The sequence below is a fragment of the Rhizobium sp. C1 genome, from assembly GCF_021026335.1.
In the GTDB taxonomy this organism is placed as follows: Bacteria; Pseudomonadota; Alphaproteobacteria; order Rhizobiales; family Rhizobiaceae; genus Ensifer_A.
Map to the genome: position 1 here is coordinate 269,905 of NZ_JAJNCY010000001.1, position 21,343 is coordinate 291,247.

Genomic DNA, 21,343 nt, shown 5'->3' on the forward strand with positions numbered 1-21,343 from the left:
TTCAGATCGCTTATCTCTTACCCCCGATCGCCCCGCCTGCCGAGTTTTCTTGGTTTTATTGCCACACTGATCCAGCTGGCTGAAGCGATTGATGTGCGAGTGGACGCATTAACGATGCCGGTTCTGAGCGGTCTACGGGTCATTGCCGAGCCCGCCAAAAGCTTAGAGGATTTGCTGGTCCGATGGCAAAGTTACGGACTGGTATTTTCAGCTAAAAATCGCGTGCCGATGCCTAGAACTCGGCGCTTCGGAACGTGCGAAAGCCAACTTTGTCAAAATGGCAAAGTTCGAATTGGAAACGGTGGTGTTGCAGGTGCCTGGTCTATGGTCTCTCACAGAGAGGGGGCAAAGCCTAAGGCCTTACTCAAAGGCGTTTGAGGGCAATTTTGAAGCGCGGACTGATAATTTGAAGGCGACTATTCAAAACGCGGAGCCCGTTTACTGCCTTCGTTTTTTGAGCCGCCGCGCCATGCTGGTGGTGTCAAGCCAACTCGCCCACGCTACGTCGGTCGAACGTGCTGAAAGCCCCAGGTTCCCGGTACTTCCCACTTGTTCCCGGATAATCCCGGCTTTGCCCGTCAATTCCAGAACTGGGTGTCAAACAACACTTCGCCCGTGTGGGCTTCGCGGCCATTCTAAATGGCCTTGACTGCGAGGCGGCGGGACGCAGGCCGCGGAATAGAACTTGGGGGGGAATCCCACCGCGCTGCCCGACCCAGTATGGAACCCTTACCCCACCTTTCCCGTTTCCTTCCCTAAGCCCCGCGGACTTCCGTGTCCCGTTGACGCGGCGCGGCGAGGGTTTGTGTCGGGTCGTTTCAATTTTTCTCATCTATTTCAAAGGTACCATGGCAAAGCACAAGGCGGAAACGCGGAAAGACAGGCTTCGGATCGGAACGCCGCTTTGGGTTCGGACCCCGCATTCAACCGTCGATGCAGCGACGCAGCTCGTTCGTGACCGGTATGATGTCATCGTGGTCGGGGCGGGGATATCGGGTGCGCTCATGGCGGAGGCGTTGACGCGGGACGGGCGGTCGGTGCTGGTCCTGGATCGCCGCGCGCCGGTGCGCGGTTCGACGCCGGCCTCTACCGCGATGATCCAGCATGAGATCGATGTTCCCTTGACGAGATTGCGCAGGAAGGTGGGGGCGGATCGTGCGGATCGGGCCTGGTTACGCTCTGCGGCGTCGGTCGAGGCGCTCGAAACGCTCGTCACGAAGCTTCAGATCGATTGCCAGATGCGGCCGAGACCCGTGCTTTATCTGGCCGGAGACGTGACGGGCGCGCGCGGACTGGCTGTAGAGGCGAAGGCGCGGCAGGATATCGGAATTGCGGCTGCGTATCTGAACCGCGCTGACCTTGTGGATGGCTTTGGGATGGAAAGAGACGGAGCCATTCTTTCGCAGGCCTCGGCTTCGGCCAATCCTGCGCAGCTTGCTGCGGGTCTCCTGCGTGTTGCGATGTCGCGGGGCGCCCGGGTTGTTTCGCCGATCGAGATCACCGACATGGCAGAGCTCTCTAGCGGCATTGCGCTTGCCACCGCCAAGGGGGAGGTCCTGGTGGCTGATCATGCAGTGTTCTGCACAGGCTATGAGTATCTTGCGCAGATGAAATCGGCATTCCATCGGGTGACATCCACCTGGGCGCTGGCTTCTGAGCCTATGACCGGGCTGCCCAGATGGCTGCGGGACGTGATGGTCTGGGAAGCTTCCGATCCGTATCTCTACTTCCGCACCGACGAGGCAGGTCGGGTGATTGCCGGCGGCGAGGATGAGAATACGTCCGACAGCAGTTCCGATCCGGGCAAACTTTCGAGCAAGGCGAAGGTGATTGCCCGCAAGCTTGAGGCGCTGACCGGCGTCAACATCGGCAAACCCGCCTATCGGTGGTCTGCGCCCTTCAGCGTGACCCGCGACGGATTGCCGATCATCGATCGGGTTCCCGGCTTCGACAGGGTTTTCACAGTCATGGGGTTCGGCGGAAACGGTATCACCTTCTCCATGATCGGCGCAGAGATCGTTTCAGCCCTGATTGCTGGCAGATCCGATCCGGATGCGGATCTTTTTCATTTCCGATGATCATGGCCTGAGCGTCCGCCGGTAGAAGCAATGCTGTCAACCTTCGGCACGCTGTTTGGGCAGGTGCCGAAGGCATGTCGGCAGGTTTGTCGGTCCCGACGCGGGCTCCGGGGAGGCGATAGCGGGCCGCCCCGGCATGGCGCAATTGCTGGCGCCACGCCCGCCACTGCTGTGGTTGCCTCGACCCTAGTGGCACTCATGGCCAGCGTGGCATTTCTTCTTTTTCTTCGGCGGCTTGGGAGGCTTTGGCGGTTTCGGTGCCTTAGGGGGCTTGGGTGCCGAGACATGTGCAGGCTTTGCGTCCTGACGCGCCATTTTCGGCGGGGGTGCGGGTCTTGGGTCTTCCGCGCGCTGTGGCGCGGCGGCGCGCCTGTCGGGGCGCGGGGGCAGGGCCTGCGGATCTGGCTGATGTTTCGGCGGGGCGGGGGCGGCATCCGTCTGGTCGAGCGGGCGCGGCCTGTGGTGATCCGCGCTGCGCGCGGGTACTTCCATGATGTCGGGCGTGGGGCGGCTGGAGCCGTTCGCCGGCAGGTTTCGTTGCTGAGCTTCAGGTGCCGGCGGCTGCGGTGCAGCCATCTGATGGGCGGCGGCCCGGGGTGGCTCCTGCCGGGTCTCGTTCTTGAGCGGCGGCATGTTGGCGATCGGCGGCAGCGCCTTGCCGTTCTCGCCCGGGAGTGCGTGTGTGTCTGCCGGCGTTTGAACTATCGCCTTGTTGTCCATGAGCGGGGCGGGTGCCGCCTGCGGCGCCGCAGGCTGGCCGGCGTTTTGCAGATGCTGAACCTTCCTTTGCAGCGATGGCGGCAGTGCCACATGCATGGCGGCCGCGCCTGCGCCTGCAGCGAGCGCGGTGCCCGCAAGCTTTTGGCCCAGGGGAGTGCCCGCGGGCGCTGCTGGAGCTTGTGCCGGGGGCGCAGGCGGGGCCTGTGCGGATCCGGGCTCGGTGGTCATTGTGTTGGTGGTGTTGTTGTTGACGACCGTGTTGTTCACGACCGTATTGTGGATGTTTCGGAAGATGAAGTTGTCATGCGGCGGCTCCACATAGGCAGGTGGTTCGACCCAGGCGGGCACGGGCACATAGGCTGGTGTCGGCAGTGCATAGAGGCTGACCGGCGGCGGGGGCGGCGCAAGTTCGATGAAGGCGCGCTGCGGCGGGGCCAGAAAGACGGGCGGTGGCGGCGGCGCATAGCCGAAATCTGCATCGTCGAAATAGAGGACATGGCGGTCCACGAAGACGATTTCCGTGGGCGGCGGCGGCGGAACGTCATATTCGATGACCGTGAAGGTCGGCGGCGGTTCGAGCGCGGCTTCGAGATGGGCAAGGCGGCGACGCGCGTCCCACATATGCGGACCATGCGGATAGCGCCGCAGGTATGACCAATAGGCCTGCGGGGTGTCGGCCAGCCAGGTTTCGCGCCAGGTGATCGCCTCGCGCCGGGCGGCAACAATGGCGCGGACGCGTCTTGCCATGGCGTCGTTCGGGTAGGCGGCGAGGAAGTCCTCATAGCCGGCGAGTGTGTCGCGGTAGAGCGCGGCGAAATAGGCGTCGCGCTCGTCGAAATCGCGGATCGGCTTGCTGCGGATATTGGCAGCGTCATAGGCCGGCACGTCGGCCGCCGGTGCGTTCGGTGCGCGGTTGAAGAAGGTGAAGGGCCCCTTGAACTTGTCGGCGTCCCAGGAGATTTCCGCGCCCTTCGTCAATTCGCCGACTCGCAGCCGCGTGCGGTCGAAGACATCGGCAAGCGAGAGGCCGCCGGTGCGGATGGTTTCGGCCAGCGCATGGGCGTAAGCGCCGTAAGGCCCGCTTTCCGGTGGGGCGACGGTTCCGGGCGTGGCATTGAAGGCGATCAGCTGGCTGGCGTCGGGCTCGACCAGAGCGAGGCCGCCGGCAAGCGGCTGGCCGTTCGCCACGAAAGGATTGGCGCGTGCGCCATCCAGCACGACGATGCTGCCGCGATTGTTGATCGCGGCGAGTGCCTTGGTGAAATCGGAGAGCCTGAGCGTCTGGACCGGCACGTCGGCGGCGTTAGCGATCTGGGCGTCGACGGGCGCGAAATAGTTATCGCCCTGATATTGCAGCCCGTAGCCCGAAAGGTAAACGAAGGCGACCGCATTGGGCCCGGCAGCGGTGACCTTGGTGAGAAAGTCACGCATCGCATCATGCAGGGCGTTGTCGTCAAGATCGCGGGCGCCCACCACATCGAAGCCGGCGGCCTGCAGGGTCTGGGCGATCAGGCCGGCGTCATTGGCGGGTGTGGGGAGCGGGCCTGCCTTGTAGGCGGCGTTGCCGACCACGAAAGCCAGCCGCTTTTCGGGCGCGGTTTGCGCGAGCGCCGGGTCGGCGGCGACAAAGCCTGCGAGCATGAGGGCGGCGGCCAGAACCAGGCTGACGGCCTTGCGATAGGTGTCGATATAGGGTGAAAAACCAAGGGACATTGTGAGGTCTCGCGCAAATGTCTTGTCGAAAGTCTGCTGCATCGCCGCGCGTCGGCATCTATGACAGCGCCGCGCGATTTCATTTGTCCCTTGCGATCACACCTCTCCTGCCACTTGAGCTTTTTTGTGACGGAACATTTTCCGCCGCGTAAACGCTTTTTTCGCTCGGTTCGCCCGAAATCTCCCGGTGTTGACATTTGCGTTTCGTGGCGTAGAGATAAATTTATCAGGTCCGCAATCAATCCGCATTAAGTCGCTGAAATCCCTCAATTCGATGGTGAGCCAGACTGGTGTAGAGTCCTGCATCGGACCGCCATTCACATGCGCATGACAGGAAATTTGCGGCAATGTTGTCGATGAAGGGTAAGTATGGGCTGAAGGCCCTGTTCCATCTGGCGGGTCTGCCGGCGGGCGAGGTGATACAGTCGAGCGAAATTGCCACCGCGCACGGGATGTCGAAGAAGTTCCTCGACGCCATTCTGGCTGACCTGCGCAACGGTGGCTTCGTCTATGCGAAGAAGGGGCGTTCAGGCGGTTACTGTCTGTCGCGCTCGGCAGACGAGATCATGGTCGGGCAGGCGCTGCGGGTGCTCGACGGGCCGCTGGCGCCGATTGCCTGCGCTAGCCGCACCGCCTATCATCGCTGCCAGGATTGCGTCGACGAGACGGTGTGCCCCGTGCGGCTCACCATGCTGGAAGTGCGCGAGGCGATTGCCTCCGTGCTCGACAACAAATCCCTGTCGGACATGCGGGAGATGGTTGAGCGCGAAGGCTCTGGTTTCGAACATCTGCTCGACGCGTCCTGAAGCCGGCTCGGGCCGGGGAGGACCCCGGCCGCTTCCTCAGAAGATGGCGAAACGGTGGGGGAGGAAGCGGATCAGGCTGCCCTGTTCCGCCGGTACACCGAGCGGCAGTTCGATTTCCACGCGTTCAGCACCTTCTCCCAGACCCGCATCGATTTCGGCGATCCGCGCGCCGGCCAGACGTCGCATGGAGAGGATACGCCCTTCAAATGCGGGACCTTCGCTTTTCAGCTGGATATCGCCGGGGCGGAAGAAGATGTGTCTCGCGCCATTGGCGGCCTTCGTGCGCAGGCCGGTTCCGGAGCCCCTGAAGATCACGTCCCCATCTGTGATCGTGACCGGAAGCCTGGCGCTGTCGCCGACGAAGGAAAAGACGAAGGCGGATTGCGGACGGTCGTAGATGTCGTCGGCCGAGCCGACCTGTTCGATCTTGCCCTGGCTCATGACGACGACGCGGTCGGCAAGCTCGAGGGCCTCTTCCTGGTCGTGGGTGACGAAGAGGGTGGTGTGGCCGGTGCGGTCGTGGAATTCGCGCAGCCACTTGCGCAGGTCCTTGCGAACCTTGGCGTCGAGTGCGCCGAAGGGCTCGTCGAGCAGCAGGACACGGGGCTCAATCGCCATGGCGCGGGCAAGCGCGACGCGCTGACGCTGGCCGCCGGAGAGCTGTCCGGGATAGCGGCCTTCCATGCCGGAGAGCTGCACCATGTCGATCAGTTCCTCGACCCGGCGGCGTATTTCAGCCTTCGGCGGGCGCGTTTCGGAGCCGCGCACCCGGAGGCCAAAGGCGACATTGTCGAAGACGGTCATGTGCTTGAAAAGCGCGTAATGCTGGAAGACGAAGCCGACATTACGCTCCTGCACGCTCTTCCACGAGGCATCCTCCTCGCCGAAGAGGATGCGGCCCTGGGTCGGATATTCGAGGCCGGCGACGAGGCGCAGAAGCGTCGTCTTGCCGGAGCCGGAGGGGCCGAGAAGCGCAATGAGTTCGCCGGAGCGGATGTTCAGCGAAACATCGTGTAGGGCCGGGAAGTCGCCGAATTCCTTGCGGATCTTGTCGATGCGGATATCCATGAATGTATTCCTATTTGTGCCGGCCGTTGCCGACTTCGGCACCGAATTTCATTTCGAGCAGGGTGCGCAGTATGAGGGTGACGAGGGCGAGTGCGGCCAGCAGCGAGGCGACGGCAAAGGCGCTGTCGGTCGCATAGTCGTTGTATAGGGCCTCGATCTGCAGCGGCATGGTGAGCGTCTTGCCGCGCACATGGCCTGATACGACCGAGACGGCCCCGAATTCGCCCATGGCGCGGGCGTTACAGAGAAGAACGCCGTAAAGCAGCGCCCATTTGATATTGGGAAGCGTGACGCGAACGAATGTTTGCCAGCCGGAGGCGCCAAGCGAGATTGCCGCTTCCTCGTCTGCGGTCCCTTGCGCCTGCATCAGCGGGATCAGCTCGCGCGCGATAAAGGGGAATGTTACGAAGACGGTGGCGAGGAAAATACCGGGGAAGGCGAAGATGATCGGGAATCCCATGGACTTCAGCTGTGGCCCGAGCCATGTGTCCGCGCCAAAGAGCAGGACATAGACGAGACCCGAAATGACCGGCGAAACCGAAAAGGGCAGGTCGATCAGCGTGGTCAGAAAGGTCTTTCCCTTGAACTCGAACTTGGCGATCGCCCAGGCGGTCGCAATACCGAAGACAAGGTTGAACGGCACTGCCAATGCTGCGACCGACAGCGTCAGCCAGATCGCCGATTTGGTGTCGCTGTCTGTGAGCGTCTCGGCAAAACTGTCCCAGCCGGCCGCGAAGACGCGTCCGATGACGGTGCCGAGCGGCAGGACCAGAAACAGCGCCAGGAAAAGCGCGCAGATGCCGATAAGCAGCCAGCGGACGAGGACGGGTTCGCTGACCGGATTGCGGCGGCGAGAGGGTGTGGCGGATTGATCAACCATGGCCAAACCTCTTCTGGCTCCAGCTCTGGATGCCGTTGATGACGAATAGCATCAGGAACGAGATCGCCAGCATGACGGCAGCAATGGCTGTGGCGCCCGCGTAGTTGAACTCTTCCAGCTTGATGACGATGAGCAGCGGTGCGATCTCCGATTTGAACGGCAGGTTGCCGGCAATGAAGATGACCGAGCCGTATTCGCCCACACCGCGCGCGAGCGCCAGCGCGAAGCCGGTGAGGATCGCCGGAATGAGAGGCGGGAGCACGACGAAGAAGATCGTCTGGAAGCGGTTTGCACCGAGTGTGGCGGATACTTCCTCCGTCTCGCGGTTGATCTCTTCGAGAACCGGCTGCACCGTGCGCACGACAAAGGGGAAGCCGACCGCGATCAGTGCGACAATAATGCCGAGCGGCGTATAAGCCACCTGAATGCCGAGAGGGGCGAGGTATTGGCCGATGAGACCCTTCGGCGAATAGACCGCTGTCAGCGCGATGCCGGCCACGGCGGTCGGCATGGCGAAGGGCAGGTCGATCAGCGCATCGAAGATGCGACGACCATAGAAGTCATAGCGGACCAGAACCCAGGCGGTCAACGTGCCGAAAACCGCATTGGCGAGTGCTGCGGCAAGGGCTGTGAGGAAACTGATCTTGAGCGCCGCGAAGACGCGCGGATCGAGAACCAGTTCGTAAAGTCCGGCCGGACCGAGCGCTGCCGCCCGAAGCGCGAGCGCTGCGAGCGGGATCAGAACGATCAGGGTCAGCATGGTCAATGAAAGGCCGAGCGCCATTCCAAATCCTGGAATGACGCTCGGGTGCTTCCACTGCCATCCTTGGGAGGATTGCGTTGATGCCATGTATCAGTATCACTTCGCCGGCTTGTAGAGCTGATCGAAGACGCCGCCGTCGCCGAAGAACTCGGGTTGTGCCTTCTTCCAGCCGCCGAAATCTTCAATCGTCGCTAGGTTGATCTTCGCAAAGCGGGCAATATCAGCCGGGTCTGCCTTGGTCGGGTCGTTCGGACGGTAGTAGTTCTTGGCGATCAGCTTCTGGGCTTCGGGCGAGTATAGATACTCGAGGTACGCCTGGGCAACCTTGGTCGTGCCATGGGCGTCCGCATTGCCCTTTACGAGGGCGACCGGCGGTTCGGCCTTGATCGAGATGGAAGGCGAAATGATCTCGAACTTGTCTGCGCCAAGTTCGTCACCGGCGAGGTAGGCTTCGTTTTCCCAGGCAATCAGCACGTCGCCGAGGCCACGTTCTGCGAAGGTCTGTGTTGCGCCGCGGGCGCCGGTGTCGAGAACCGGAACATGCTGGAAGAGCTTGGTGATGTAGTCGCGGATCTTCGCGTCATCGCCGCCGTAAGTCTTCTTGGCCCAGGCCCAGGCGGCGAGGAAGTTCCAGCGTGCGCCGCCGGAGGTCTTCGGGTTCGGCGTGATGACCTGGACGCCGTCCTTGATCAGGTCGTTCCAGTCCTTGATGCCCTTCGGATTGCCCTTGCGCACGAGGAAGACGATGGTGGACGTATAGGGCGAGCTGTTGGCCGGCAGCAGCGTCTTCCAGTCAGCCGGGATCTTCTTCGTCTTTTCGGCGATCGCGTCGATGTCGGCTTCGATTGCCAGCGTCACGACGTCGGCTTCCAGACCGTCGATGACCGAACGGGCCTGCTTGCCCGAGCCGCCATGCGACTGATTGATCTTGATGTCCTCGCCGGCCGTGGCTTTCCAGTGCTTGGCGAAGAGTGCGTTATACTGCTTGTAGAACTCGCGGGTAGGGTCGTAGGAGACGTTCAGGATTTCCTGTCCAGCAAAAGCCGGCAATGCCGGGCCCGCGGCAAGCGCAAGCGAAAGGACAACAAGTCCGGCTTTGAAAGATTTGAGAACCATGCAGACCTCCATTGGGTTGATGGTTAAAGTCTATAAAAGAAATAGACATAGTCAATTTCGAATTATGCAAACGCAAAACTCATTCCTTTGCGCATCCGATGGCGACGCGCTTGTTCTGAGAAGTGTGTGATTGTTGGAACGAAGCCTGTGTGACTTTCCCTGTGAAGGGAAATATTCTTTCAGGCGTTGCCTCGCGGGGGCGGGGCGGATATAGGGGGCGCGCAGGAAGACGCATGCCGAGGAGCCTCCGGTGTCAGTGCCCTCTCAGACAGCATCCGGATATGTATTGAACCTCCGGGAAAAGCTCGTCCGGTTCCGCGAAGTCTGGCTTCTGGGGCTCGCAGCTCTTGCCGGCGTGTTTGCGGGCGCTGTCGTCACGGCCATGAGCTGGGTGACGAACCATGCGCACAGCATTCTTTTCCAGATTCCCTTGAATGAGCGGCTGAGCGGGCAGGTCAGCCTTGCTTCCCCGTGGCTGGCGCTGGTTCCCGTTGTTGGCGGCGTGCTCATGGCGGTGCTGGCGGCTCTGTCACGGCGGCTGTTCACCCGCCCGCCCGTGGACCCCATCGAAGCCAATGCGCTGCATGGCGGACGCATGTCGGTGCGCGAAAGTCTCATGGTGTCGATCCAGACCATGGTGTCGAGCAGTTATGGCGCATCGGTCGGTCTTGAGGCCGGTTATACGCAGGCGAGTTCCGGTCTGGTCTCGCATGTTGCGGGCCGTCTCGGGCTGCGCCGGGCGGAAATCCGCACCCTGGTCGGCTGCGCCTCTGCCGGCGCTATCTCCGCCGCCTTTGGCGCGCCGCTGACGGGGGCCTTCTACGGGTTCGAGCTGATCATCGGCACCTATACCGTGGCCGCCGTCGCGCCGGTCATGACAGCATCGCTGGCCGCCAGCCTCACGGCAAGCTGGCTGGGTGCAGAACAGAACCCGATCGAGATCGGCCTCACGCAGACGATGAGCGCAGCAGCGCTTGCGCCTTATCTGTTTCTCGGCATTCTCGGGGCGCTGGCGGCGGTCACCGTCATGCAGTTGGTGACCTCGACCGAAAATCTCTTCCGGCTGTCGCGCTGCCCGGTCTGGTTGCGCCCGATTGTCGGCGGAGGCATTGTCGGACTGCTCGGCCTCATTTCTCCGCATGTGCTGTCGTCCGGGCACGGCGCGCTGCATCTCGATCTGGTTGGCTCGACAACCTGGCAGGCGCTGGCGCTTCTCTTTGCGCTGAAGCTGCTGGCCTCCGCCGTGTCGCTCGGCTCCGGTTTCCGTGGCGGCCTGTTCTTCGCCTCGCTTTATCTGGGGGCCATCCTCGGCAAATCGGTCGCGCTGGCGCTGGGCGAACTCGGGCTCGTCCACGGTTTTTCGCCGCTCTACGCCTCGCTGGTCGGCATGGCCTCACTGGCGGTGGGCGTGGTCGGCGGGCCGCTCACCATGTCCTTCCTGGTGCTGGAGACGACACGCGATCTCGGGATTACCGGGGCGGTCCTCGTCGCCTCCATCGTCTCGGCGGTCGTCGTTCGCGAAACCTTCGGCTATTCGTTCTCGACCTGGCGTCTGCACTTGCGCGGCGAAACGATCCGCAGCGCGCATGATGTCGGGTGGATGCGCAACCTGACGGTGGGGCGGATGATGCGTCCTGACGTCAAGACCGCGCCCGTCGGTCTTTCGCTTGCCGAGTTCCGGGCGCAGTTTCCGCTCGGCGCGTCCCAGCGCGTGATCGCTGTCGATGAAAACGGCGGCTATGCCGGAATGGTGATCGTGGCGGATGCCTATGCGCCGGAGATCGACCAGTCGGGCAAGACCACGGTGGCCGATCTCGCGCGCAACCGCGACACGATGCTCATGCCGTTCATGAACGCGCGAGAAGCTGCGCAGACCTTCCAGATCGCCTATGCCGAAGAACTTGCCGTGGTCGACAGTCTCTCAAGCAAGAAGGTCATGGGCCTTCTGACCGAACAACATCTGCTGCGCCGCTATGCCGAAGAGCTGGACAAGGCCCGACGCGATCTGACGGGCGAGGGGTGAGAGCGTTCACCGCCGAAAGGAACCCGTTGCGTCATCGCGCCGTTTCAGGCTTTTGATAACGAGAACACTTGGCGAGGCATCAGCGTATGAAAGACGGACTGACCGACGTGATCGATTACACCAAAATCGGCTATGCGCAGATCGAGGCGCTGGTGGTGCAATATGCCTTCTCGGTCGTCGGCGCCTTGATCATTCTCTTCATCGGCTGGCTGTTGACCCATGCTCTGGGGCGCTGGAGCCAGTCGGCCTTGTCGAGGGTGCGCGGGCTCGATGCCACCGTTGCGGGCTTTGTTTCCAACTTCCTGCGCTATGCACTGCTGGCGATTGTCATCGTCATGGTGCTCGGCCAGTTTGGGGTGCAGACGACCTCCATCGTCGCGGCCCTCGGCGCGGTCGGTCTGGCGATCGGTCTGGCGCTGCAGGGCACGTTGCAGAACATTGCCGCCGGGATCATGCTTCTGGTGCTTCGGCCATTCCGGGTCGGAGATGCGATCGAGACGAGCGCGATTTCCGGCACCGTTCGCTTCATCGGGATTTTTACGACCGAGCTGGAAACGGCTGACGGTCTCTATCGCATGACGCCGAATTCGCTGTTGTGGAACGTGCCGATCACCAATTTCAGCCGATTGCCAACGCGGCGTTTCGAGTTGAACATGAAGGTTGGCTACGAAGAAAACATCGAAAGCGTGAGCGTTGCGCTCCTTTCGCTCGTTTCCTCTGACGCGCGCGTTCTGAAGGCTCCGGCTCCGGAGACATTCGTTGCCGATCTGACGGATGCGGCAGTCGTTGTCACGCTGCGTTACTGGACCACGGCAGGCGACTACTGGGCGACGAGCAGAGACGTTGTGAAACAGGTGAAAAAGACCTTCGAGGCCGCAGGCATCACCATTCCGGTGGCGCCGCTTGCAGCAGAGGCGGTTCATCATGCCGGCCCGGCCGAGGCTCAGCAAGAGGCCTGAACGGCAAACGCCCGCCATGCGGCGGGCGCGCGGACAGACGGCTTCAAATTCTCAGTTCGGAATGACGAGAACATCCGACGCCTTGAAATGCGCGGTCGCCATCTCCCCGATCTGCGGCGGCTGGAGGCCCGGATTGTTGAACATGTCGAACGAGACCTGCTGACCGTCCACATCCATGCGCGTGCGGATGACCGAACCGAGGAAGTTGACGCTGGTCACGCGGCCGTCGAGAGTGACGTCGGAGGAGGGGGACTTGGAGAGCGACAGCGCTTCCGGGCGCAGCGCCACGGTAATCGCCGCGCCATCGCCCGAACCGTTGAGCTGCGAAGGCGGAATGCTGACGCTACGGCTGCCGAGGCGGACGGTGCCGGCATCGCGGTTTTCCACCTTGGCTTCCAGAATGTTGAGCGTGCCGACAAAACCCGCGACGAAGCGCGTGGCCGGGCGGTTGTAGATGTCCGAGGGCGTACCGATCTGGTCGGCGATGCCGGCGTTCATGACGACGATGCGATCGGAGATGGAGAGTGCTTCTTCCTGGTCGTGGGTCACGAAGATGGTGGTGATGCCGAGCTTGCGCTGGATGGCGCGGATTTCCTCGCGGAGGGACACGCGGATCTTGGCGTCAAGTGCGGAGAGGGGTTCGTCGAGGAGGAGCACCTTCGGTTTGTTGGCGAGCGCACGGGCAAGGGCCACGCGCTGCTGCTGGCCGCCCGACATCTGGTAGGGATACCGGTCTTCCAGATGACCGAGATGGATGAGGTCCAGCATTTCCTTGACGCGCGCGTCAATCTCCGCCTTGGAGGCGCCGGCGACCTTGAGGCCGAAGGCGACGTTTTGCGCGACCGTCATATTCGGGAAGAGGGCATAGGCCTGGAAAACCATGCCGATATTGCGCTTGTTGGGCTTGAGACCGTTCTGGTTGACGCCGCCGATGGTGATCGTGCCGCCGGTCGGGGTCTCGAAGCCGGCGATCATGCGCAGGACGGTTGTCTTGCCGCAGCCGGATGGCCCGAGGAAGGAAACGAATTCGCCTTCCTCGATCGACATGTTGAAATCATGGACGACCTTGACCGGGCCGAAGGACTTCTGGACGTGGGAGAGTTCAAGATAGGACATTTGGACCTCAACGCGCGCCAGCGGCGCCCTTTTGCAGGCGGGTGGTGATATTAATGAGAATGATCGAAACCCAGGTCATGGCAAAGGCGATCATGGCGAGCGCCGGCGGCTCATAGGCCTTGTTCGCGCCGATGAGCGCGAGATAGGGGCCGAAGGCGGGCCGGTTGAGGAGCGACGGCATGGTGAACTCGCCGACCGCGATCGCAAACGTGATGAAGGCGCCGGAAAGCACACCGGTCAGCACGTTCGGAAAGATGCAGCGGAAGAGGATGGTCGTCCAGCTTGCGCCAAGGCTTTCCGCTGCTTCGGTCAAGACGGCCACATCGATCGTGCGCATGGCGGTGTCGACGGCCCGGTACATGTAGGGCAGCGACATTGTCATGAAACCGAAGACGAGAAGGATGTTGGTGCCTGTGTCGGAATTGGTGAGCGGCAGCACGGAGGAGGAGTTATAGAGCCGCAGATAGCCGAAGACGATGACGATGGCGGGCACGACGAGCGGCAGCAGCGTCACGAATTCGACGACCGGGCGGAGATAAGGCATGCGCAGCCGCACCCAGTAGGCGGTTGGCACGATCAGCAGCGCGCCGACGACGATGGTGATCAACGCCATCACGACCGAATAGCTGAATGTCTCGGCGAAGCGCTGGTCGGAAAAGACCGAGCGATAGGCGTCGAAGGAATAGGTTCCGCGCCGCATGCGCATGGAGAATTCCATCGTCGCCGCCAGCGGCACGATGAAATAGACGGCGGCAACAGCAACGGCGAGCCAGGACCAGAATTTTTTGGCCGTCATTTCTGCCACCTTTCGGCGCGCATACGCAGCCAGATGTAGATGAAGTTGGAAATGCCGGTGATGACCACCATGCCGAAGGCGACTGCGTAGCCGAGGTTCGGATTGTGCAGCACGTCGCCCCGGATCTGCGCGAAGAGTACGATCGGCACGATGTTGAGCGAGGAGCCGGTCAGCGCCACGGCGGTTGCGACGGCTCCGAAGGCATTCGCGAAGAGAAGCAGAAGAGTGCCGAAAACGCTCGGCCAGAGGATGGGGATGACGACCATGCGCCAATACTGCCAGGGCGTTGCGCCCAGAACGCTGGCGGCTTCCGACCATTCGCGCTTGAGCCCGTCCAGCGCCGGCGTGATGATCAACACCATGAGCGGGATCTGGAAATACATGTAGGTCAGCGTCAGCCCGAGGAAACTCAGGAGGTTGAAGCCGGCCCCGTAGAGATTGAAGCCGAAGACGTCGCGGAGCAGGATGGTGACCAGGCCGAGACGGCCGAGCGTCGCCAGAAAGGCGAAGGCGAGCGGCACACCGGCGAAGTTCGAGGCGACGCCGCAAAAGGTCAGCACCGCCGAGCGCAACCAGGAGGGCAGGCCACCCAGCGAGATAGCGGCTGCGAGCGCAAAGCCGATGATGGCGCCGCCGATTGCGGAGGCTGCGGACACCTTGATGGAGATGATATAGGCGGCGAGGATGCTCGGCTGGAACAGGTCGACCAGATTCTTCAGCGTCAGATTGCCGTTCGGATCGACGAAGGCGCCGCTGATCAAATAGACGGTCGGCGCGATCAGAAACATGACCGAGAAAATGGCGAAGGGCGCTATGCCGAGCCAATCGGTAATCATGCGTCTGTTCAGGAGCGGTTGCGTTGCAGCCATGCGGTCCCCGGTCTTTTCGTTCTTGAGCCCTTTGCGGGCCGCTTCGGGTCGGCTCCCCCGGTGTCCGGGGAAGCCGTATGCGAATGGTTCGCCTTACTTGACGTTGGCGCCGACGACCTTGTCCCAGCCCTCGGTGATCGTCTTCTTGTAGGCGGCCTGTTCTTCGAGCGTCGGGAAGACAGCCTCCTTGTAGGCTTCTGCCGGCGGCAGCTTTGCGAGCAGATCAGCCGGGATCTTGCCGGCCTTTGCCATGGCGTTGAAGCGGATCGGGTGGCAGAAGCCCTTCAGCCATTCGATCTGGCCTTCGTCGGAATAGAGGTATTCCATCCAGAGCTTGGCGGCGTTCGGGTGCGGCGCGAAAGCAGAGATCGCCTGGACGTAAACGCCGGCGACGACGCCCGAAGCCGGAACGACGACCTGGTAGGGCGGATTGCCCTTGAGGCTTTCACCCCAGCTCATGGCGTTATAGTCCCATGCAGCGACGATCGGCGTTGTGCCCTGCGCGAACGGAGCGGCCTTGCCGATGACCGGAACGAAGTTGCCGGCAGCGTTGAGGCTCTTGAAGAATTCGAGGCCGGCCTCGCCTGCCTTCGTAACGTCACCCTTGGCGGCGGAGAGGCCAGCGGCGAAGACGCCGGAGATGGCCTGGTTTGCCTGGCGCGGGTCACCGGCCAGCGCTACCATGTTGGCATATTCCGGCTTCTGCAGGTCGGCCCAGTCCTTCGGAATGTTCTTCACGAGGTCCTTGTTCACGAGCAGCGACATGACGCCGTAATAGTCGCCATACCAGTAGCCTTCGGCATCCTTGGCGTTATCCGGAATTTCGCCCCAGGTGGAGACCTTGTAAGGCTGGATCAGGCCGTCCTTCTTGGCCTGCGGGCCGAAGGAGAGACCGACGTCGATCACGTCGGGAGCCTGCGGGCCGGTATTGCCCTTGTTGGCCTTGATGGCTTCGATTTCGTCGCCTGAGCCGGCATCGGGGTTCAGTTCGTTGACGGCAATGCCGTACTTCTTCTTGAAGCCTTCGATTGCGCCGCCATAGTTGCACCAGTCGTGCGGAAGCGCGATCGTGGTCAGCGTGCCTTCCTTCTTGGCTGCGGCAACGAGATCTTCCATTGCGCCGGCCCGTGCGACGCCGGAAGCTGCAATGGCAATCGCTGTCGTCAGCGACAGGACTTTGAGAGACGTCTCGATCATGTTCTTCTCCTCTAGGTGCCGGCGGTCTGCCCGCACGGTTGTCGGTCGAATATTGGTAATGCGTAACGTTTGTGTGACAGGCTGAAAGCCTGGTCTTCGATCAGGTCTGCTGCTTCCCCCGCTTTTCTCGTCTGAGTGGTCTCCTGAACAGGCTGGTGGTGTCGAAAAGTTCCTCCAGATCGCTCATGCGCTCGCGGGTGGAGTCCCAGTTTGCGCTCTGCACTGCCTCGATCAGCGCCTCCACCAGAAGCAGCGTCATGACGGAGGAATCCCAGGCTGACGGCACTTCGATATTAAGGCGGAAGACCACTTTGGCATGCTTGACGATGGGCGAGCCCCAGGTGTCGGTAAAGAGGATGATGAAAATGCCGCGTTCGGCGGCGATCTTCGCCATGGTCTCCATCTCCTGCTCGTAGCGGCGGATGTCGAACAGCACGAGAATATTGCCCGGCCGCATGTTGAGAACATATTGCGGCCATGTGCTGCGGTTGGTCGAAATCAGCGTCACGCCGGAGCGAATGACCTGCAGATGGGTGAAGAAATAATCCGCCAGCGCGTGGGTGATGCGTCCGCCGGCGAGATAGACCGGCTTCTTGCGATTGGAAAGCTCGGCTGCCGCCCGGTCGAAATCCGGTATCGAGATATTGGAGAGGCTGTCGCGCATATTGGCGACCACCGCGTCGGCGAAGCGGTTGAGAATATGGGTTCCGGGCGCATTGGTCGCCCAGCGGTCATGTTTTGAAATCGGGTTGGAGATCGTCTCTTCCAGCTCCTGATGCAGGCGCGACTGGAAATCGGGAAAGCCGGAAAAGCCAAGCTTCTGCACCATGCGCACGACGGTCGGCGTCGACACGTGCGCATTTTCAGCCAGCGCCGTAATCGATACGAGGCCGGAGACGGGATAGTTGTCGAGAAGCGTTTCCGCCAATTGCCTCTCGGCCCGCGTGAGCGTGTCATAGCTCGCGCCGATAATGTCCGAAACTGTTTTCAAGTTTCCGGTCAAAACTATGCTCACCCTCTGGCAAAGCGCGCCGCAAAGGATTGCGGTCCGATCCCCACCGTTCTTCTGCGTTTCGCGGGTTTGTCCGGTTCGTCTTGTCCGTCAAACATCGCCCGCCGATCTGATGCCGGCATTGTCACAATTCTAAGCGCAGGAACCGAGGGCGAGTCAACGCGCATTTTTTGAAAAGATAATTTCAGAACCGAATTGACATGCGCGAGTTTTTGAAGAACATTTTTCAGAAATAAACATGCTGGGAACAGACGATGCGCAAGTGGGAAGGCGTACTTTCGCCCGAGGAGGGCGAACCGTTTGGCGTGGAGCTGGGGGAGGGGCGGGGACCTTTCGTCATCGTCTGCGAGCATGCGTCATTCACGCTGCCGCAATCCATGGGCGATATGGGCCTGAGTGAAGAGGCCCGGCGTTCACACATCGCCTGGGATCCGGGGGCGCTTGCTGTCGCTCGGCGTCTTTCTGCCGGCTTTGACAGCCCGTTGGTGTTTCAGCGATTTTCCCGACTCGTCTACGATTGCAACCGCCCGCCGGAATCGCCTGCGGCCATGCCGGCCAAGAGCGAAGTCTACGCTGTGCCGGCCAATGAGAACCTCGGCGGCGAGGCGCGACTTGCGCGGACGGACGCACTTTACCGACCGTTTCACACGGCTGTTTCCAGACTGATCGATCGCCGCACCGCTGCGGGTCTGCCGACATCCGTGCTGACCGTTCACAGTTTCACGCCGGTCTATTTCGGAGTGCCGCGCGCCGTGGAGGTCGGCATTCTGCACGATGCCGACAGCCGGCTTGCCGATGCCATGCTCTCGGCAGCCTCCGCGGACAAGCGTTACATCGTGCGCCGCAACGAACCCTATGGTCCCGCCGACGGTGTGACGCACAGCCTTATCCTCCACGGGATTTCTCGCGGAATCCCGAATGTCATGATCGAGGTCAGAAACGACCTCGTTGCAGATCAAGCCGGCCAAGAGGTCATGGCCGGATACCTGTCTGAACTGCTTGCACAAGCGATCGGGAGCCAGGTGAATAATAACAAGACCTTCGTGAATGTCAGAAGCCAGTAAATTCAAACGGACGACATTGGCGCCGCAAGGCGTGAACAGGGGAACTTCAACGATGAGTGACTACTCTGAAACAGACAAGAAGCAGGATCTCGCGATCCTGCATTCCATGGGCTATGCCCAGGAACTGGAACGGCGGATGAGTTCGTTTTCGAACTTCGCCATTTCCTTCTCCATCATCTGCATTCTTTCGGGCGGCATCAATTCGCTCGCGCAGGCGACGGCCGGCGCGGGTGGTGCCGCCATCGGTATCGGCTGGCCGCTGGGCTGCGTGATTTCGGGCGTCTTCGCGCTCGCCATGGCGCAGATTTCCTCGGCCTATCCGACGGCCGGCGGGCTCTATCACTGGGGTTCGATCCTCGGCAACCGCTTCACCGGCTGGGTGACGGCCTGGTTCAACCTGCTTGGCCTTGTGACCGTTCTCGGCGCCATCAATGCCGGCACCTGGGGCTTCTTCTCGGGTTCGATCGGTCCGTGGCTCGGCATCAATGTTGATGCAACGACCTCCGCCGGCTTTGCCAACCAGATCATCTTCGTGGCGCTGATCACCGCGCTTCAGGCGCTGATCAACCATTTCGGCATCAAGCTGACCGCCAAACTCACCGACATGTCGGGCTATCTCATCTTCGTGACCGCGATCGCCCTGACGCTCGTGTGCTTCTTTGGTGCGGCGCATTGGGATTTCAGCCGTCTTTGGACCTTCACCAACTATTCCGGCCAGCCCGACGCTTCTGCCGTATGGCCGAAGAGCGACAGCATCTGGTACATTTTCGCGCTCGGCCTGCTGCTGCCGATCTACACGATCACCGGCTATGACGCCTCGGCGCATACCTCGGAAGAGACCGTCAAGGCTGCCGAATCCGTGCCGCGCGGCATGATCTCTTCGGTCTGGTGGTCGGCCTTCTTCGGCTACATCATGCTCATCGCCTTCCTGCTTGCTATCCCGAACATGGATGATGCTGCCAAGCAGGGTTGGAACGTGTTCTTCTGGACGATGGACAGCGTGGCCAATCCGGTCGTGAAGAACATTCTCTACGTCGCGATCTTCATCTCGCAGTTCCTGTGCGGTCTTGCGACGGTGACCTCGGTGTCGCGCATGATCTTCGCCTTCTCGCGTGACGGCGGTCTGCCGTTGTCGAAGACGCTGGCCAGCGTCAGCCGCAAGTTCCGTACGCCGTCCACGGCCATCTGGGTAGGCAGCACCTTGTCCGTTCTCTTCGTCTGGGGTGCCTCGCTGATCGAGATTGCCGGTTCGACCGCCTACACGATCGTCGTCTCGTGCACCGTCATCTTCCTGTTCCTCTCCTTCGCTATCCCGATCGCGCTCGGCATCTTTGCCATCGGCACAAGCAAGTGGCCGCAGATGGGACCGTGGAACATGGGGGCAGGGCTCTACAAGCTGGTGGCGGTTCTTGCCGTGATCGCGATGGTCGTGATCTTCGTCATCGGCGTTCAGCCGCCAAACCAGTACGCCGCCTATATCACGGTTGGCTTCCTGATCCTGACGGGCATCGTGTGGCTGGTGTTCGAAAACAAGCGCTTCAAGGGCCCGCCGATCGGCGAGGAAGTCGCGAAGCGTCAGGCGGAAATTGCAGCCGCCGAACATGCCGTAGGCGAGGCCTAAGCGCGCTCTGCCAGCTATATTGGCTCCGGCTGCTCACGGCCGGAGCCCCTTCAAACCAATAAAGACAACGAGGCCGTCCAAGCGGCCAATAGGGAACAGGGACAGCTTCTGATGAGCGCCAGATACGATTTCGAGACCTTGAAGACGGACGTTGCTGAGGGCCGGATTGATACGGTTCTGGCCGTACAGGTCGACATGCAGGGACGGCTCATGGGTAAGCGCTTCCACGCGCAATATTTCATCGACAGTGCCTGGCATGAGACGCATAGCTGCAACTATCTGCTGGCGACCGATATCGAGATGGAGACGGTTCCGGGCTACAAGGCCACGAGCTGGGAGGCCGGCTACGGCGACTACACGATGAAGCCGGACCTTTCGACGCTTCGGCGCATTCCCTGGCTCGAAGGCACGGCCATGGTCATCTGCGACGTGCTCGATCATCATACGCATGAAGAGGTTCCCCATTCGCCGCGCGCGATCCTGAAGAAACAGGTCAAGCGGCTCGAGGCCATGGGTCTCAAGGCCTATATGGCCACCGAACTCGAATTCTTCCTCTTCGACCAGACCTATGACGACGCGCGCGAGAGCGGCTATCGCGACCTGCGTCTCTGCTCGGGCTATAACGAGGACTATCACATCTTCCAGACCTCCAAGGAAGAAGACGTGATGCGCGCCATCCGCAACGGGCTCTACGGCGCCGGCATCACGGTCGAGAATTCCAAGGGCGAGGCCTCCGCCGGGCAGGAAGAGATCAACGTCAAGTATGACGAGGCGGTCGTCACCGCCGACCAGCATTCGATCGTCAAGAATGGCGCCAAGGAAATCGCCTGGGCGCGCGGCAAGGCGATCACCTTCCTGGCCAAGTGGAGTAACGCCGCTGCCGGCAGTTCGTCCCATATCCACCAGTCGCTCTGGTCGCTCGACGGCAAACCGATGTTCTACGATCCGAACGGCCGCTACGGCATGTCGAAGATGATGGAGCATTATGTGGCGGGCCTGCTCGCACATGCCGAGGAAGTGACCTATTTCCTCGCGCCCTATATCAACTCCTACAAGCGCTTCGTCGCCGGCACGTTCGCGCCGACCAAGGCGATCTGGTCGAAGGACAACCGCACCGCCGGCTATCGCCTTTGCGGCGAGGGCTTGAAGTCCATCCGCATCGAATGCCGTGTCGGTGGCTCCGACCTCAACCCATATCTCGCCCTCGCAGCCCTTCTGGCTGCCGGGATCGACGGCATCGAAAAGCAGATGCCGCTCGAAGATCCCTTCACCGGCGATGCTTACAAGGCCGGCGAAATCCGCGAGGTGCCGAAGACGCTGCGTGCCGCGACGGATGCACTCAACAAGTCTGAGCTTCTGCGTTCCGCTTTCGGCAATGGCGTGGTCGATCACTATGTCCGTGCGGCGGAGTGGGAACAGGAAGAATACGACCGCAAGATCACGGATTGGGAAGTGGCGCGCGGGTTCGAAAGGGCGTAAACCGGCCTCAAATTTTGCTTCGATGGTGTGGACGGCTTCACTCGAGGCCGGTCGACTGAACGT

Annotated in this window: 17 protein-coding genes; 7 read left to right on the forward strand and 10 right to left on the reverse strand. The window is 61.5% G+C overall.

Translation table 11 applies throughout. From position 1 onward, the window contains the following. Positions 1 to 848: 848 nt before the first annotated feature. Positions 849 to 2,078: an NAD(P)/FAD-dependent oxidoreductase gene (locus tag LQK83_RS01400; RefSeq protein WP_230835506.1), complete on the forward strand. Its 1,230-nt coding sequence runs from the start codon at positions 849 to 851 to the stop codon at positions 2,076 to 2,078. A gap of 186 nt (positions 2,079 to 2,264) precedes the next feature. Here LQK83_RS01400 and LQK83_RS01405 read toward each other — a convergent pair whose 3' ends face one another. Continuing rightward, complete coding sequence (locus tag LQK83_RS01405; protein WP_230835507.1) at positions 2,265 to 4,511, reverse strand: caspase family protein; 2,247 nt, start codon at positions 4,509 to 4,511, stop codon at positions 2,265 to 2,267. A gap of 347 nt (positions 4,512 to 4,858) precedes the next feature. Between LQK83_RS01405 and LQK83_RS01410 the strand changes: the two genes are divergently transcribed. Further along, positions 4,859 to 5,317: an RrF2 family transcriptional regulator gene (locus LQK83_RS01410; protein ID WP_230835508.1), complete on the forward strand. Its 459-nt coding sequence runs from the start codon at positions 4,859 to 4,861 to the stop codon at positions 5,315 to 5,317. 36 nt (positions 5,318 to 5,353) lie between these two features. Here the strand turns inward: LQK83_RS01410 and LQK83_RS01415 are convergent, their stop codons facing one another. The 4 genes from LQK83_RS01415 to LQK83_RS01430 are packed head-to-tail and all read right to left on the reverse strand — an operon-like array spanning position 5,354 to position 9,144. Continuing rightward, entirely contained in the window at positions 5,354 to 6,385 is a 1,032-nt protein-coding gene (locus LQK83_RS01415) for a sulfate/molybdate ABC transporter ATP-binding protein (RefSeq protein ID WP_230835509.1), read from the reverse strand. Positions 6,386 to 6,395: 10 nt separating this feature from the next. After that, positions 6,396 to 7,265, reverse strand: a complete 870-nt coding sequence (gene cysW, locus LQK83_RS01420) for a sulfate ABC transporter permease subunit CysW (protein ID WP_230835510.1) — start codon at positions 7,263 to 7,265, stop codon at positions 6,396 to 6,398. Further along, positions 7,258 to 8,115 (reverse strand): sulfate ABC transporter permease subunit CysT, encoded by an 858-nt coding sequence (cysT, locus tag LQK83_RS01425; protein WP_230835511.1) that lies wholly within the window; start codon positions 8,113 to 8,115, stop codon positions 7,258 to 7,260. The genes cysW and cysT overlap by 8 nt, the downstream gene beginning before the upstream one ends. A gap of 9 nt (positions 8,116 to 8,124) precedes the next feature. Beyond that, on the reverse strand, positions 8,125 to 9,144 hold the full coding sequence (locus LQK83_RS01430; protein WP_230835512.1) for a sulfate ABC transporter substrate-binding protein: 1,020 nt from the start codon (positions 9,142 to 9,144) through the stop codon (positions 8,125 to 8,127). A 286-nt stretch (positions 9,145 to 9,430) separates the two neighbouring features. On the opposite strand from LQK83_RS01430, the gene LQK83_RS01435 reads away from it, so the two are divergent. Both LQK83_RS01435 and LQK83_RS01440 read left to right on the forward strand, forming a co-directional pair. After that, positions 9,431 to 11,167, forward strand: a complete 1,737-nt coding sequence (locus LQK83_RS01435; RefSeq protein ID WP_230835513.1) for a chloride channel protein — start codon at positions 9,431 to 9,433, stop codon at positions 11,165 to 11,167. An 86-nt stretch (positions 11,168 to 11,253) separates the two neighbouring features. Then, positions 11,254 to 12,126, forward strand: coding sequence for a mechanosensitive ion channel family protein (locus LQK83_RS01440; protein ID WP_230835514.1), 873 nt, complete (start codon positions 11,254 to 11,256; stop codon positions 12,124 to 12,126). Between the two features lie 51 nt (positions 12,127 to 12,177). Here LQK83_RS01440 and LQK83_RS01445 read toward each other — a convergent pair whose 3' ends face one another. From LQK83_RS01445 to LQK83_RS01465, 5 genes are all read right to left on the reverse strand, one after another. Next, positions 12,178 to 13,242, reverse strand: a complete 1,065-nt coding sequence (locus LQK83_RS01445; protein ID WP_230835515.1) for an ABC transporter ATP-binding protein — start codon at positions 13,240 to 13,242, stop codon at positions 12,178 to 12,180. Positions 13,243 to 13,249: 7 nt separating this feature from the next. Then, the gene (locus tag LQK83_RS01450) at positions 13,250 to 14,038 is read right to left on the reverse strand and encodes an ABC transporter permease (RefSeq protein ID WP_230835516.1); all 789 of its coding nucleotides are present in this window, start codon (positions 14,036 to 14,038) and stop codon (positions 13,250 to 13,252) included. Beyond that, positions 14,035 to 14,907 (reverse strand): ABC transporter permease, encoded by an 873-nt coding sequence (locus tag LQK83_RS01455; protein ID WP_230835517.1) that lies wholly within the window; start codon positions 14,905 to 14,907, stop codon positions 14,035 to 14,037. The genes LQK83_RS01450 and LQK83_RS01455 overlap by 4 nt, the downstream gene beginning before the upstream one ends. A gap of 93 nt (positions 14,908 to 15,000) precedes the next feature. Next, positions 15,001 to 16,104, reverse strand: coding sequence for an ABC transporter substrate-binding protein (locus LQK83_RS01460; RefSeq protein ID WP_230835518.1), 1,104 nt, complete (start codon positions 16,102 to 16,104; stop codon positions 15,001 to 15,003). A 100-nt stretch (positions 16,105 to 16,204) separates the two neighbouring features. Further along, on the reverse strand, positions 16,205 to 17,107 hold the full coding sequence (locus LQK83_RS01465) for a MurR/RpiR family transcriptional regulator (RefSeq protein ID WP_230835519.1): 903 nt from the start codon (positions 17,105 to 17,107) through the stop codon (positions 16,205 to 16,207). A 263-nt stretch (positions 17,108 to 17,370) separates the two neighbouring features. Here LQK83_RS01465 and LQK83_RS01470 point away from each other — a divergent pair, with 263 nt between their 5' ends. The 3 genes from LQK83_RS01470 to LQK83_RS01480 all read left to right on the forward strand — a co-directional run bounded on the left by LQK83_RS01470 (position 17,371) and on the right by LQK83_RS01480 (position 21,280). After that, a complete protein-coding gene (locus LQK83_RS01470) occupies positions 17,371 to 18,180 on the forward strand; it encodes an N-formylglutamate amidohydrolase (RefSeq protein ID WP_230835520.1) in 810 nt (269 codons plus the stop codon). Between the two features lie 52 nt (positions 18,181 to 18,232). After that, positions 18,233 to 19,801: an amino acid permease gene (locus LQK83_RS01475; protein ID WP_230835521.1), complete on the forward strand. Its 1,569-nt coding sequence runs from the start codon at positions 18,233 to 18,235 to the stop codon at positions 19,799 to 19,801. A 111-nt stretch (positions 19,802 to 19,912) separates the two neighbouring features. Beyond that, positions 19,913 to 21,280, forward strand: a complete 1,368-nt coding sequence (locus LQK83_RS01480) for a glutamine synthetase family protein (protein WP_230835522.1) — start codon at positions 19,913 to 19,915, stop codon at positions 21,278 to 21,280. The last annotated feature ends 63 nt before the right edge of the window (positions 21,281 to 21,343 follow it).

Coding starts and splice junctions, on each gene's coding strand:
- LQK83_RS01450 (WP_230835516.1), bottom strand. CDS start 14,038: ATGACGGCCAAAAAATTCTGGTCCTGGCTCGCCGTTGCTGTTGCCGCC.
- LQK83_RS01440 (WP_230835514.1), top strand. CDS start 11,254: ATGAAAGACGGACTGACCGACGTGATCGATTACACCAAAATCGGCTAT.
- LQK83_RS01405 (WP_230835507.1), bottom strand. CDS start 4,511: ATGTCCCTTGGTTTTTCACCCTATATCGACACCTATCGCAAGGCCGTC.
- LQK83_RS01455 (WP_230835517.1), bottom strand. CDS start 14,907: ATGGCTGCAACGCAACCGCTCCTGAACAGACGCATGATTACCGATTGG.
- LQK83_RS01415 (WP_230835509.1), bottom strand. CDS start 6,385: ATGGATATCCGCATCGACAAGATCCGCAAGGAATTCGGCGACTTCCCG.
- LQK83_RS01400 (WP_230835506.1), top strand. CDS start 849: ATGGCAAAGCACAAGGCGGAAACGCGGAAAGACAGGCTTCGGATCGGA.
- LQK83_RS01430 (WP_230835512.1), bottom strand. CDS start 9,144: ATGGTTCTCAAATCTTTCAAAGCCGGACTTGTTGTCCTTTCGCTTGCG.
- LQK83_RS01410 (WP_230835508.1), top strand. CDS start 4,859: ATGTTGTCGATGAAGGGTAAGTATGGGCTGAAGGCCCTGTTCCATCTG.
- LQK83_RS01470 (WP_230835520.1), top strand. CDS start 17,371: ATGCGCAAGTGGGAAGGCGTACTTTCGCCCGAGGAGGGCGAACCGTTT.
- LQK83_RS01475 (WP_230835521.1), top strand. CDS start 18,233: ATGAGTGACTACTCTGAAACAGACAAGAAGCAGGATCTCGCGATCCTG.
- LQK83_RS01460 (WP_230835518.1), bottom strand. CDS start 16,104: ATGATCGAGACGTCTCTCAAAGTCCTGTCGCTGACGACAGCGATTGCC.
- cysT (WP_230835511.1), bottom strand. CDS start 8,115: ATGGCATCAACGCAATCCTCCCAAGGATGGCAGTGGAAGCACCCGAGC.
- cysW (WP_230835510.1), bottom strand. CDS start 7,265: ATGGTTGATCAATCCGCCACACCCTCTCGCCGCCGCAATCCGGTCAGC.
- LQK83_RS01480 (WP_230835522.1), top strand. CDS start 19,913: ATGAGCGCCAGATACGATTTCGAGACCTTGAAGACGGACGTTGCTGAG.
- LQK83_RS01445 (WP_230835515.1), bottom strand. CDS start 13,242: ATGTCCTATCTTGAACTCTCCCACGTCCAGAAGTCCTTCGGCCCGGTC.